We start from the raw sequence: 13646 nt of genomic DNA, 5'->3' as shown, positions 1-13646 counted from the left end.
GAAGTAAAATTCTATGAAGGATGCGCTCCACAGTTCGATGATCGATTGTTCGGTATTAGTCTGGTTTTGACCGGATGCGCATCGGTTGAGCTATACCCTCAATCCGTGGCGGCACCAGGCGGACTATCCTGAATTCCGAACCGAAAGGATGATCACTTTGAAAATTCTCGTCACGGGAGGCACCGGCCTGCTCGGCGGCCGCCTGATTCCGAAGCTCGCGGAGGATGGTCACCAGATTTTCGCCCTCACACGCTCTGTATCATCTCACGCCAAACTCAAGGCCATGGGTGCGACGCCAGTCGATGCTGATCTCGAAAGCAGCACGCCATTCGTGTTACCGGCCATCGATGCGGTTGTGCATGCGGCCGCCCTTTTCCGCTTTTCAGGGCCTCGCGAACCATTCTTCCGTACCAACGTTGATGGCACTGCAGCATTGCTGAAGGCAGCCGAGTCCGCCTGTGCGAAGACATTCGTCTACATCAGCGCGGCGGGGATCCATATGGATAACGGCGGTACGCTCATCCGCGACGCTGATGAAAGCGCGCAGACTTTCCCAAACCACTTCTCCGCCTATCTGGCGAGCAAGGCACGGGCAGATTCATTGGTTCTGGCAGCCAACAAACCCGGCTTTCGCACGATCGCACTTCGCCCACCGGCTATCTGGGGGCCTGGTGATCCATTTAGCCGAGCGCTTCCCGAAGCAGTCAGATCTGGACAGTTCGCGTTCATCGACCGGGGCGATTACCCTTTTTCAACCTGCCATGTGGACAATGTGGTTGAAGCCATACAATGCGCTCTTGAACACGGAGAAGGCGGTCATGCCTTCTTCATCAAGGACCAGGAAGGGCAGACTTTCCGTGAGTTCGTCGCCTCGCTTGCGAACTTGCAGGGCTTGTCCATCGATAAGATGCGTTCGCTGTCCTACTGGCTCGTCTCTGCCATTGGCCGGCTGTTCGACACGATCTGGGACATCACGCGGAAAGATGGCGATCCGCCGATCTCACGCTCGATGATACGCATGATTGGGCGTGAGTTCACCGTCAATGATGCCGCTGCACGTCGAGAGTTAGGCTATGTCGGAAGAACTTTGCGCGACGTAGGCTTGCAAAGCTATGAGGAACCATCTGCTCGACGATAGGGCTTTAGAGGGCAAACTACGGCAATCGATGGTAATTTGTTCTCTGGGCTGGGTCTTTTGGCCAATTTGGTATGCATGAGCACTACTGGATTAGCGTAAAAAATAAAGGAGCAGTCGCCACCGGCGATACTGCTCCTTTATTTGTTGGACTAAATTGCTCCGTTAGTTCAGTGATTACTTCATTAAGTATGGGATAATTACTGCTTTAGACAGTTTTGGACCCTATCCCATACTGAAAGTACTTAGGGGTGCAATGGACATGCAATTCAATTCCCACACTAGCAGCAATTTGCTCAATCTCTTTATCGCCAAAGAAATTCTTCACTATAGTAGCATGATCACCATTATTAAGCTTCCGAACCATCGTTTGCCCAGATGTCCCCACTACATGAGACTCACGGGTTCCTGCTACTTCTCGATCATCGATAAAGAACATTTTCCCTCCGGGCTTCAAACAGCGTGATACCATGGTGAAGAAGCTCGCCAGTCTCTCTCTGGGTAAATGAGATATCCAAAAAGTAAAAGCAACTGAATCGTATAACTGATCCGGAGACCAACTGAAAAGATCTGCAATGATCGTTCTTACATTGGGTTCAGATACTACCGGATTATGCGAAAGCATTTCTTCGGAACCGTCTACAAGGGTCAATATAAGGGCTTCTTTTAAGAACAGACTACTCCAAGTGCCAGTCCCCGCCGCAAGTTCAAGAAAGTCACCATGAAAATGTTCAGCTTTAAAAGCATTCTTAATCGTACTGATCTCATCGAACCAGATTTGGTTGGCTTCGTCTCCTTGATTAAATGTGCCTCGACGGTACCACCAGTCATTGTACTCTGGAGCACGTTCTTTATAATATTTCAACTGATCCTGAAGCTGCTGATCTGTCACACTTTCGTACGAAGCACCGTTGGTTTCCTTGCTGTTCACGCAAACATCATTCCCTTCTCCCATCAGGGCTTAAGTCAATGATTTTCCCATTAACAAAAGTCCTAATAAAGTTAAATTTTCACATACTTTCGTTGAATATTTTCTCGCCAGAATTCAGCTTCCTATATAGTAAAACCGTTCAATTGGAAGCAAGCACTTCTGGTTCGCGTTTGAGCCTTTCACAAGGTTACGAAAACGAACTTTCCAGAACACTTTCTTGCTTCAATTCCCTGCATTAATACTCTGTGTAGTATTGTTAATATTCCGATCACTATCTGTCTACACAAAGTCCACCTCTTTATTTCACAACCCACCGTTTCCTCTGTTACACCCTTGCTCTCATCGGGAAGCTTAGTTCCTCATACTCAAGATGTCCTTAGACCGCTCCAAAATTCAAAATTAAAAATCTTACTATTAGCCTTCTTCATCATCAAAACATGCTCTTGATGTATTAAGACTGCTGTTGCCATTTGTCTAACTTCCATAAATCTGCTCTCCGTAAGGTATTCAGGTTTTCAATAAGTTATCCTTTTCAAAATCAAATGGGAATAAATCCCCCTATAATCTGCCTGTTTTTTTGCAAAAGCAGTCGATCATAATGACCGACTGCTTCCATGATTTTATTGAGCTCTCGTCCCGTTAGCTTAGCAGGACCGAGAGCCGAATGACCCGAAGCGTAAATATGATGTTAGCTGATGGATATGCCTTCTTTGAACTACTTACTTACACTTTTCCCCTTAATCAACTTCTTAAAAGCAGTGTATTCTTCATTAGATCTTATAAAATTTAATATCTCATTGGCACACTCACTCGATCTCATTATTTCAGTATTAAATTCAAGATCATATTCATTAAAGCTATACACATTATCGTATTGTGAACTTGCTAAACCAATCTCCCTATCTCCTCTAAGTTGTTCTCTTCTAGCAAGTTCTTCCTTTGAACATTTAACTTCTACGAACATGACAGAGTGATTTGATAATAATTCAATACAAGTATTGAACCATTTGTCATTACCTATAACAGAATCTACAACTACGTTGTTTCCCATCGCAGAAAATAGTTTTATTGTCGAGTAGTATAATGAAATCAACGGATCTGCAAGAATTTGATTTACTAATTGTCCATCCTCTGCACCATTTGCTTCCATACTCGGATATGTGTTGTTAATAAAATCTTTATAACTATGAAATAGCCCATTAATAAAATTATCAAATGATAAATGTTGAAATGGGATATCACTTTGAGTTAATAATTCATTAGATATGCTTGTCTTTCCAGAACTTGAAGCACCATTAAGAAGAACTATAATCCCTGGCTTCAATAGAATCCGCCTTTCATCATTTTATTTTTGCGTACCTTTCAGCTAACACTAAACTTAACGAAAATTATCCATTTTAAAGTATTCGTGAAGTTATTGAACAATCCTGCCCGTGTCCCTCGACATTGCCATTACAAAAACACCTCCAAGATGATCTCCCTATCTTACGATAAGGTTTCATTCGAAGGTGTTTTGATTTGTCTCACGTTATGGGGGCAGTCCAACCACTACGTTGGTCTGTCACTGCTATTCTTCATAAGATACATATTCCTAATGAGTATAACTGCAATTAAGTAAGTACGGTCATCGCCTCTCTTGTAAATGGAAGCAGATCATCGGTACGTCCTTCTTGAATTTTCTTAGCCCATTCAGGGTCGACCAGAAGAGCACGTCCTACCGCAACCAGATCAAACTCATCATTCTGAAGTCGTTGTACCAATCCATCAATACCGACGTTACTTGCGCCTTTACCTTCTGTGAACAGACTTGTAAAGTCACCATCAAGACCAATCGATCCAACGGTGATTGTCGGTTTGCCAGTCAGTTTTTTGGTCCATCCAGCAAAATTCAGATCAGCCCCTTCGAATTCCGGCTCCCAGAAACGGCGTGTGGAACAGTGGAAAATATCGACTCCAGCTTGAACCAACGGTGCGAGGAGTTGCTCCAGTAATTCCGGTGTTTCAGCCAATTTAGCCTGATAATCATCTGTCTTCCACTGAGATAAACGCAGTACAATCGGGAATTCCGGTCCCACTACTTCACGGCAAGCCTCAATCACTTCAACTGCAAAACGTGTGCGAGCCATCATATCTCCACCGTAACGATCCGTACGAGAGTTGGTTTTCTCATACAGGAATTGGTCGATCAGGTAGCCGTGTGCTCCATGGATTTCAACACCATCGAACCCAACGCGTTTCGCTTCTGAGGCTGCTTTTGCGAATTCCTGAACGATTGTAGCAATCTCAGCTTCCGAATAATCATTAACATGACCCTTGGCTCCCATATGCCAGATCTGTGGAATAATTCGACCTCCAGCTTCATGTACTTCAGATACAACATGTGCCCACCCATTCATTGCAGCTTCCCCATAAAAGTGCGGCACATTGGCTTGATTAGATGCATCCGGGTGATTAATTATCGTCCCTTCCGTCACAATAAGCCCCACTGCGTTCTCTGCTCTGCGGCGGTAATAGCCAGCAACATTCGAACCCGGGATACCGTCCGGAGAAAACTGACGCGTCATCGGCGCCATCACGATCCGATTGGATAACTTCAAGTGACCTAACTCTATAGGTTGGAACAATGCTTCTACGGATTGAGAAAAATTCATAATAACCTCCACATATTTAGTTTTATATAGTTGACCTAGGAGATGTTAAACAGCAACCAGCCTGGTTAACAGCTAGACGTTACTTCCAAATGAATCAATACACGATTTTTATCGAAAAGCCCCACCTCCTTCAAGGTTTCGTGGTGTATTAATCCGCCTTAATTATTTTTGACTTCGCAGTCAAGAATTTCACAAAAAAAAGATCAAGACATGATCATGCCAAATGAAGTACGCAGAACCATCTCGATCTGCTCACGGGATGAACCTGATTTCTCCATAACTCTCACACCCAGGATGGTGTTATTTAGATAAGATGCAAGCTCTATACTCGTATACCGGTTGGAAATTAACTGTTGTTTCTGGCCACTACTTATGATCTTCTCTAATACCAGTTGAATCTCTTCTACCATGAGTTCAGCTTCGCGTGTGACCTGCTCGTCATCTGTTCCGAATTCGAGTGATGCATTCACAATTAGACACCCTTGGCAGTTAGTTTTATCGTCTAAAAGGGAATATCGTAAGGCATCCAGTTTATCACCGGGAGACGAATCCAGGGCTTCAATCTCCTTCAGTTTCGCTATAACCTGTTCACGGTAAAGTGCCAGCGCCTTCAGGAACAACGATCGCTTGTCTTTAAAAACACAGTACAAACTTTGCTTTTTGACTCCTGTGGTACGCGTAAGGTCCTCATAAGAAGTTGCTTTGAAGCCTTGATTCCAGAACACTTCCATAGACTGGTGTAATACACGATCGACATCAAATTCTCTTGGTCTGCTCATGGGATTAATATATCAGTTATTGACCATGCAGTCAATAACTGATCATCTTCCATCCTAATCTCTACGGAAATTTCCTGCAGGTCCCTTGAATGCAGTCTAACTCTTCCGGTAAGCAACCTTGTGAAAAGCATTGATATAACGGAATAGTGCTTCACCATCATCAGGCACATGCGTGCTTTTATCCAGCGGAAACATCATTGCCTGATACGGCTCTGGCACCATTCTATATTGATGGACATAGGAGGTCAGGATGAACCCGTTGCGTTGCCAGAACTGAATGCGTTCCTGATGAGCCTCCGTTGTCCCGGACTCCGCCTCGATAATCATACCTTTGATCTCGTGTTCCCTTAACGCCCAGGCTCTGAGCTGCTCTAGCATCCAGGTCCCTATGCCCAACCCGCGCAGCTTCTGATCAACCGCGAGGTAATCGATGATCAGGATGCGGTCCGCAGCCTGCCCCTCCAGTCCAGTAACAGCCATCGCAACCACTTCTCCATGATGCACGCCCGTGTGTAAATAACCAATCCCCCGGTCAAGCATACTGCGCAGAATCGCTTTTGTCTTAGCACCGCTTTGAAAAGCCTCGTGATAGATTCGCTCCATCCGCGCCCACAATGCTTCATCCCACTCCTCTATAGTAGTAAACTCTAATTCCAGCATCTCATTCGCCTCCAGATTTCTATCATAACAATTTCCGCCTCTGCTAATAACACTGTTAAACGTTTGTAGAAGGTACTCTACTGTCTAGTTCTTTTATAAATGAATCAAAGAAAAAGCAGAGTACACCACTTGTACGCTGCTTTTTACTCGCTTTATCAGCTTACACCGAATTCAAGACATGTAAGAGATATTCCTTCCGATTTAATGGATTATGATCGTATCTTGTACATGATGGCACTTCACCATCGAAGGGCTCATAGCCATAAAATTCGGATAGCAATACACCTTCACCTTGGGTCCAACCCGGAAGTTGGTTCTTGAATGACTGAATATTCTTAATCGGGATCATGCCATATATCATAAATACCTGGTCATTCTGAATCGGATCCTGATAGGTTGAAGAGGCTTGAGTTAGTTTAAATAAAATCCTACTTAGATAATTAGCAGGAACCTCTAATTCGAACCGATGAATGGGTTCATAAATTTGAGTAGTTGCCTCAGCTAGTGCTCTCATTAGCACAAGAGGCGTTAATTTTCGAAAATCACTAGCTGTACTAACTGCACTTGCATAGGCGGTATCCGTAAGTGTCACGATTAGATCGCGAACTTCCCAACCATATAGTCCTTGCTTAAGCGTCTCATAGACGGTTTCTTCAATTGCCTTATGAAACGATAAAGGTAGGGAGCCAAGCTCTACTTCTAGATGATATTCAATACCGGTTGAACGAGGATTCGGATCAATACGAAAGCCTATAGTACTATAAAATGGGTTTCCCTTGTCTCCCATTCTCTCAACTGCCTCCCCTGTAAAGATAGGCTTTTCAATATAAATAGGCTGTGTCACAAGAAATTCGATATCGATTTGAGCGTCTTTTTTCAGTTGATCCCGAATCACTTCTTTTTGAATTTCACCATAAAGATGAATAGATAGCTCCCTTTGAAGAGAATTCTGCTTGATATGAATAAATGGATCCTGTTCGGCTAATTTTTTCAATGCTCTGAATAAATGAATGGTCTCGTTTTCGTCAGAGGCTTTGATCGTTGTTACTAAACTAGGCGGCGAGAACAGAGTTTCAGTCGTTTCATTGGAAGGAACACCGATATCATCGCCAACCTGGCAGTCTGTTAACCCCATAATCTTTACGATATCTCCACTTGCAGCAATTGTTCCATCTGTTGTTTTTCCAGAAAAGAAGTGTTTCAACCCCGTGACCTTGTTGGTAAATTTAATAATTTCTCCTGTTTGATTCATCCGATAATAGGAAAGACTCTCACGTATCTTGATTTCACCAGAGAAAACTCGTACGTAAGCGATCTTTTCGTCGTTTTTTCCACGTTCAATTTTAAAAATTCTCCCTCTTGTAAAAGGAGTATTTTCATAATGAACGGAAGAATGGCAATTCTGTATGGCTGTAATCAAATGGGGAATGCCCTCACCAGTAATTGCTGAACCAAATAGCACCGGATAAAGCTGTGCTTGCTTGAACTGCTCTAGAAACTCTGATTCAAAGTCATCGGGGGCTAAGTCTTTAGCGCTGTAAAGATATCGTTCGAGAAAGCGTTCATTATTATCAGCTAAACGATTTGCTAGGCCCTCCATAAATTTCTGATTGTTTTCCGTGAACAATTCCATATGCGCGGCTGATGTACCGATATTATTAACAAAGCCCATTGATAAAGCATGGGGTGTCAATTTATCATGGATCTCAGTTAGTAACGATTCGTACCTTGCACCCATACGATCTATTTTATTGATAAAAAAGATTGTAGGGATTTTCAATTTAGCAAGTGTCTTCATCAAAACTCGTGTCTGAGTTTGAATACCTTCGACAGATGAAATGACAAGGATGACTCCATCTAATACTCGCAAAGCCCTCTCAACTTCAGAGATGAATTCTGGGTGACCTGGTGTATCAATCAAATTCACTTTCACATTATTAACCGTAAAGGAAACGACAGCAGATTGAATGGTAATTCCTCGTTGTCGTTCCATTTCCATAGAATCTGTTTGCGTATTTCCTTTATCAACACTGCCGATTTCAGATATGATACCCGTTTCAAAAAGTAATCTTTCAGTTAAACTCGTCTTTCCTGCGTCTACATGCGCAAGAATCCATATATTTATATTTTTCAAACGTTATCATCCTTTTTATTTTCATATTATTCTCCTTTTGTATAGTCATAGTATTTTTTCGCATACTATTCACGCTCCTTATATGTAATACTCTTATTATACTTTTTATGAATTTTATTACAAACCTTCAACATCAGATTCGTTATCCATCTAGATAAACTCAAAATGAAAAAGACCGTAAAGAAACTAATTCTCCACGGCCCTTTATAAGGTAGGTCAATGATTTAAATAATATTCATATAGTTGCTCGAAGGTTGTAAAGCGTTTGACTTCTCTGCCCACCTTATCATACTCGTCTAGATATTCATCCATCACTTCAATGAACTTCTCTTTCATTACTGGTAAATCACTTGCATCAAAGTACTGCATAAGATCAAATTTCTTGGTCCCCTTCTCCACAGCCATTTCATCAAGATACCCTTGTGCTCCAAAGGCCGAAAGAAAGACGTAGGAAGCATCATTTGTTGTAACACTGTTCAAGATTTTATTGTAGTAGTTGCACCACAATTCTTCGTATGTTCCCCTCAGATTATCAAAGTTAGGTGCAGGTTTAACAATGAAGTTATCGCACATCGTACTATGTAACCTTGTAACGCTATTCAACATATGAAATGATGCTATTCGGATATCTTCAATGGTATGAGCTTCGATGACTGACATGTATAAGGATTCGAGATCATCAGGAACATAGCGAAACGAGCGTATCTCTTCCAAATATCGCTTGATTCCTCGTTTGATACACGTGTTATTCATACTGACCAAGGCATTAACTAGATTGTACAGAACGTCGGCAGATGCATGTCGCACTGAACCGATATCTTCACCTAGCATCGTATCGCTGTATGCTTGCTTAGCCAGATCGATCCATTTTTTTGCTCGATTAAGACACTCTTCTCCTATCGGACTCGCAAGTGCATCAAGAGCTTTTTGCCTGAAGTCATTCAATTTCTCCAAATCCTCAGGTTTAACATAGTAGAGTATTTTGAGCTCGGTTAGGCTCGATACGGTGGGACTCTCTAATGTGGATTGCTCTTGTATTCTTGAATCCCATGGCGTGCAATAGATGTCATATCCAACGTCATCCAAGATGAAGCAATCGGATATTCCCCATCCCCTTTCTGTATTGTTGATAATAATCAAATCAAGATCGCTCTTCTCGTGAAAGTCCCCGGTGCTAAATGAACCCGTAAGCCCAATAATGGCGATATCGTCTAGAAAATCTCTTTTTGCGCGTTCGATAACCATGTTAATCAGCAGTTCATTTTTGCCCAGTAGCTTCTTCTTCATGATTTCGTTCATTCGTTACACCCCTTCGTATAAGCAGGCCGTTCTTCATCCCAACAACCTTAACTTGAGTTTATCGATGTAGAGGTGCGGTTACTATGTATAAGTTGATTTAATCCAACTTTGCACAAAACCCGCTAAACCGTCGATACGACCATTTAGCGGGTTTCATTAGTTCTTACTATAAACAATTTTCTTTATGCTTTCGTAGGACAAGAAATACTGAGCCGCCAAATCCTCTATGCTGACTCCATTGCGAAACAAGGATTTGATCTCAGCGTTTCGAGCAGAGACCCTACTTTTGCTTTGTGTTTTCTCGCCCCATTTTAGGTGTGCCTCTTTGGGTTTGGGGATATAAATCAATTCGCCTTGAACGTATTCTTGAATGATACGTAGCAGTTCTTCGGGAAAAACAAACTCGGCATTTGAATATTTCATGAGCCTCACTCCTTATTTAATAAATCAATAAGGTGCAAAGCCAGTTAGTAGAATATTACGATTTGTCGTTGGCAATGTGATTGTCCCTAAGCTCTATGCAAAGCATTGCCATATCCTTTACTGGCTTTGCATAGAGCCATGCATATAAGAACCCTACCCCGATTGTTTTCAATAGCCTCACCTCCATAGAAAATAGTTAGATTAACCAAGAAATCGCTAATGCTAATATTAAGTATCTCCGTCTCTATCCAATTCCCCAGGTACCGATAAGTTTTGATTTAAACTTTTGAATCTTATAAACAACTTATTGGTTGTCGAATAAGACCTCTGCGGTTAGTTGGATGTGTGCTCTAAAGATCTGTGTAGCACGTTCACCATCGCGGCTAAGAACTGCATCTGCTAATGCCTTATGTTCAGCGAGCCCATCGCGGACTTGCTGTTGCGGGGGGGAACAATGTCGATAAAATTCGCTCAAATCCCAAAGGTTACTGCAGATATCCAAGAGAACTGGATTCGGACATGCGGCAATAAGCTCGTAATGAAATTGACGATGAATCTCGGACCATTCTTCGCGGACAACAAGCTTTTCATTCACTTCCTTGTACTCAGCCGTTTGCGATAGCTTGTGATGCACGGCAATTACATTGGATTCCCATGTGAGATCACCATGGGCGATGGATAGGCGTAAAGCTTCGGATTCATTGATTAACCTCGCTTGTATGATGTTGTTCAGTTCTTCTTCCGACGCCGTCTTTACTGAAAATCCGTGGTTAGGATTTTGCTGTACCAGACCCTGAGTCGCCAATCGCGTCAACGCTTCGCGAACAACAGCAACTGAGACTTCGAAACCTTTAGCTAATTCCGCAACTTTTAATGGAGAACCCGGTTCATATTGTCCAGTCAAAATATCGGATTGTAGTTTCTTCCTGACATTCTCGCTTAAGGTGGACGAACCATTCCTTTTGGCCATGAAGCAGCACCTTCCTTCATACACATTATAATTCTACGTAATTGTATGTAGATAGTTTACACCGTTATCAATAAAAAACAAACATTAAATTCGATAGTGAATTATAAAAACGATTATTATTTACAGAATCGATTATTTAATGTATTATCGAAAATGAAAATAAAAGGAGGTAATTTACAATGAACAACAATCCATTTTCCAAATTGCCAGAAGTAGCAATCTTTCAATTGGAGAGTAATGACATTATGGAGGGACATCCTCTACCAACCCAGCATTATTCGGAGATGTCAACACTTGAGGGAAGTAAAGATCTCTCGCCCCATTTGAAGTGGTCGGGTGCACCCGACGGGACAAAGAGTTTTGTCGTAACTGCATATGATCCGGACGCCCCAACTGGATCGGGGTTGTGGCACTGGGCCGTTATCAACATCCCTGCCAGCGTAACCGAGCTACCTACAGGCGCAGGTGACGAGTATTCCAGCGGTTTGCCGCAAGGCTCCTTGCAACTACCGAATGATTTGAGACTTGAACGCTTTATCGGTGCAGCGCCTCCAGCGGGACACGGTCCGCATCGATATTATTTTGTCGTTCATGCGCTGGACGTCGAAAATATTAGTGTCGCCCCTAATTCCACGCCAGCTCTCCTTGGATTCACCATGCTGAGTCATACGCTGGGGAGAGCAGTTCTCATGGCAACAGGGGAAATCAAGTAAACCAAGATGTTGAAGCATAGGAAAGAATGATATGAAAAATTCCGAGTATCTTATGCGTGTTTACGATTTTTTTTTTGCACACAACAGGGTTTGAAAAATAAGTACTCCATGCAATGCGGAGTCAAGTACGGAGGAAGTGGTGAAGCTGAACGATCACCCACATCATCATGTATGCCCCAATTGCCAACAGCCAATTATAATTTTGAAGCATACCGTCATTTGCGGCTGTGGGAGCAAGATTAAAAACAAAGTGAAATTTAGAATATATCCAGAAAAACTGAAAAGTCCTCATCATTGAGGACTTTTCAGTAAATTAGCGTTGACCATCTCTGCCAGCCAAGTATTTAAAACATTACATTGTCGGTTTATTCAGATGAAACTTTTATCATCAAAGGAATACAGGTTCGTTATTTCATCAATACAGTTTTATCCTATAGAAATGAGGCATTCCAATGCAAACCAATCATAGCGTTCAAAAAAATAAAGGAGAGTTATTACTTGGTTTACTTGTCTTTACACTCATCATATCCGTCATGAATGCAACCATGTTTAATATTGTACTCCCTAATATCAGTAAACAATTTCAAATTTCTTCATCGCAAGCGAGTTGGATCATCACAGGCTATATGATTGTGTACGCAATTGGCTCGGTAACTTACGGTAAATTGACAGACAGATACAGCTTGAAGAATTTATTGACGTTTGGCCTACTACTTTTTGCAATTGGGTCTGTCATCGGCTTAGTGGCTAGTGAATATTGGATGGTCATTGTGGGGCGAATTGTACAGGCAGCTGGTGCATCAGTCATTCCGGCGATTTCTATGATTGTACCCGTTCGTTACTTTACATCTGAAAGGCGCGGTCGTGCATTAGGTACCGTTGCAATCGGATTTTCATTGGGTTTGGCCATTGGTCCCATCATTGCCGGCGTGGTAAGCAGTACATGGAACTGGCGGGTACTATTTGTAATCTCGCTTTTATCATTACTTACTTTGCCGATGTATCGGAAATATTTAGATGATGAAAAGGGAGTTTCCAGAAAAATGGATTATATTGGCGGAATACTTCTGGCCGGTACCATAGCCATTTTGTTACTGGCTTTAACAAACGGAAGTGTTTGGCTTGCCTTAAGCGGGATTATTATTTTCATTTTTTTCGTACTACGTATACGCTATACTCCAAACCCATTCATAAACCCGGCCATATTTCGAAACAAACCGTTTTCATTCGGTCTAATTATTACCTTCGTCATGATCGGGATTGGCTTTGCCTTTCCATTCATTACACCTCAGCTACTTTCTTCTGTAAACCACTTGTCACCGGTTTTCATCGGAATAGTTATGTTGCCGTCGTCTTTAATGGCAGCGCTTTTGGGTCGACAAGGCGGTAAATTAGCAGATGATAAGGGAAATCGTTTCCTTGTGTTTACTGCAGCTGCACTTCTTATTATCGGTTTTCTCTCTTTGTCTTCAGTCGTTGGTATGTCGCCAGTATTTATAGCGATCTTTCTTATTTTTGGTGTTCTTGGTCAATCGTTCATGCAAATTGCAATGTCAAACACGGTTTCACGTACACTCTCAAAAGAGAATATCGGCGTAGGGATGGGATTATTCTCGATGGTCACTTTTATTGCTACGGCCACATCAACAGCTGTTATCGGCAAGATACTAGATTTGGACACATCGACCATTAACTTAAATCCGATACCACAAAACAGTGCAACTTTCGTATATAGCAATATTTTCCTGACACTTCCCATTCTTATCGTTGCCGTAGCTGCATTATATTATGTCCAATTCAGGCGAACAGGTAAATTGGCTAAGGACGAAAAGATGAATAGTGAACCAGTTACTTAGTCGCGGTAAAATGGAAATGCTAGGTCAGATCGGGTTAGATAACTTCAATAATCAAATCTAGACTGCTTAATCAAAAAATCTGCATACCAGTTCAT

General features: G+C 42.3%; 12 protein-coding genes. 3 read left to right on the top strand and 9 right to left on the bottom strand.

Annotated features, from left to right (window positions below; translation table 11 throughout):
* Positions 1–148: 148 nt before the first annotated feature.
* Positions 149–1138, top strand: a complete 990-nt coding sequence (locus gpAD87_RS09845; RefSeq protein ID WP_231952500.1) for an NAD-dependent epimerase/dehydratase family protein — start codon at positions 149–151, stop codon at positions 1136–1138.
* Positions 1139–1343: 205 nt separating this feature from the next.
* On the opposite strand, the gene gpAD87_RS09840 is transcribed toward gpAD87_RS09845, so the two are convergent.
* From gpAD87_RS09840 to gpAD87_RS09800, 9 genes are all read right to left on the bottom strand, one after another.
* Positions 1344–2066 (bottom strand): class I SAM-dependent methyltransferase, encoded by a 723-nt coding sequence (locus tag gpAD87_RS09840; RefSeq protein ID WP_197521395.1) that lies wholly within the window; start codon positions 2064–2066, stop codon positions 1344–1346.
* A 715-nt stretch (positions 2067–2781) separates the two neighbouring features.
* Positions 2782–3390 carry a chloramphenicol phosphotransferase CPT family protein gene (locus gpAD87_RS09835; protein WP_064637874.1) on the bottom strand — a complete coding sequence of 203 codons (609 nt, stop codon included), beginning with the start codon at positions 3388–3390 and terminating at the stop codon, positions 2782–2784.
* Positions 3391–3676: 286 nt separating this feature from the next.
* Entirely contained in the window at positions 3677–4717 is a 1041-nt protein-coding gene (locus gpAD87_RS09830) for an NADH:flavin oxidoreductase (protein WP_197521394.1), read from the bottom strand.
* Positions 4718–4920: 203 nt separating this feature from the next.
* A complete protein-coding gene (locus gpAD87_RS09825) occupies positions 4921–5496 on the bottom strand; it encodes a TetR/AcrR family transcriptional regulator (protein ID WP_063567466.1) in 576 nt (191 codons plus the stop codon).
* Positions 5497–5592: 96 nt separating this feature from the next.
* Positions 5593–6156 (bottom strand): GNAT family N-acetyltransferase, encoded by a 564-nt coding sequence (locus gpAD87_RS09820; protein ID WP_064637872.1) that lies wholly within the window; start codon positions 6154–6156, stop codon positions 5593–5595.
* Between the two features lie 160 nt (positions 6157–6316).
* A complete protein-coding gene (locus tag gpAD87_RS09815; protein WP_064637870.1) occupies positions 6317–8290 on the bottom strand; it encodes an elongation factor G in 1974 nt (657 codons plus the stop codon).
* Between the two features lie 216 nt (positions 8291–8506).
* Positions 8507–9589 (bottom strand): nucleotidyltransferase domain-containing protein, encoded by a 1083-nt coding sequence (locus gpAD87_RS09810; RefSeq protein WP_064637868.1) that lies wholly within the window; start codon positions 9587–9589, stop codon positions 8507–8509.
* A 156-nt stretch (positions 9590–9745) separates the two neighbouring features.
* On the bottom strand, positions 9746–10012 hold the full coding sequence (locus gpAD87_RS09805) for a CD3324 family protein (RefSeq protein WP_064637866.1): 267 nt from the start codon (positions 10010–10012) through the stop codon (positions 9746–9748).
* Positions 10013–10316: 304 nt separating this feature from the next.
* Positions 10317–10982, bottom strand: a complete 666-nt coding sequence (locus tag gpAD87_RS09800) for a GntR family transcriptional regulator (protein ID WP_063567471.1) — start codon at positions 10980–10982, stop codon at positions 10317–10319.
* A gap of 179 nt (positions 10983–11161) precedes the next feature.
* On the opposite strand from gpAD87_RS09800, the gene gpAD87_RS09795 reads away from it, so the two are divergent.
* Both gpAD87_RS09795 and gpAD87_RS09790 read left to right on the top strand, forming a co-directional pair.
* Positions 11162–11695 carry a YbhB/YbcL family Raf kinase inhibitor-like protein gene (locus gpAD87_RS09795; RefSeq protein WP_063567472.1) on the top strand — a complete coding sequence of 178 codons (534 nt, stop codon included), beginning with the start codon at positions 11162–11164 and terminating at the stop codon, positions 11693–11695.
* 452 nt (positions 11696–12147) lie between these two features.
* On the top strand, positions 12148–13551 hold the full coding sequence (locus tag gpAD87_RS09790) for an MFS transporter (RefSeq protein WP_064637864.1): 1404 nt from the start codon (positions 12148–12150) through the stop codon (positions 13549–13551).
* Positions 13552–13646: the final 95 nt, after the last annotated feature.

The organism is Paenibacillus sp. AD87 (assembly GCF_001659845.1).
Classification (GTDB): Bacteria; Bacillota; Bacilli; order Paenibacillales; family Paenibacillaceae; genus Paenibacillus; species Paenibacillus marchantiae.
The sequence above is the reverse complement of the archived record's forward strand: the minus strand, read 5'-3'. Positions and strand labels throughout refer to the sequence as shown.

Excerpts from the sequence above, each read along its gene's own strand:
- gpAD87_RS09845 (WP_231952500.1), top strand. The coding sequence starts at position 149 with ATGATCACTTTGAAAATTCTCGTCACGGGAGGCACCGGCCTGCTCGGC.
- gpAD87_RS09830 (WP_197521394.1), bottom strand. The coding sequence starts at position 4,717 with ATGAATTTTTCTCAATCCGTAGAAGCATTGTTCCAACCTATAGAGTTA.
- gpAD87_RS09825 (WP_063567466.1), bottom strand. The coding sequence starts at position 5,496 with ATGAGCAGACCAAGAGAATTTGATGTCGATCGTGTATTACACCAGTCT.
- gpAD87_RS09820 (WP_064637872.1), bottom strand. The coding sequence starts at position 6,156 with ATGCTGGAATTAGAGTTTACTACTATAGAGGAGTGGGATGAAGCATTG.
- gpAD87_RS09810 (WP_064637868.1), bottom strand. The coding sequence starts at position 9,589 with ATGAACGAAATCATGAAGAAGAAGCTACTGGGCAAAAATGAACTGCTG.
- gpAD87_RS09805 (WP_064637866.1), bottom strand. The coding sequence starts at position 10,012 with ATGAAATATTCAAATGCCGAGTTTGTTTTTCCCGAAGAACTGCTACGT.
- gpAD87_RS09800 (WP_063567471.1), bottom strand. The coding sequence starts at position 10,982 with ATGGCCAAAAGGAATGGTTCGTCCACCTTAAGCGAGAATGTCAGGAAG.
- gpAD87_RS09795 (WP_063567472.1), top strand. The coding sequence starts at position 11,162 with ATGAACAACAATCCATTTTCCAAATTGCCAGAAGTAGCAATCTTTCAA.
- gpAD87_RS09790 (WP_064637864.1), top strand. The coding sequence starts at position 12,148 with ATGCAAACCAATCATAGCGTTCAAAAAAATAAAGGAGAGTTATTACTT.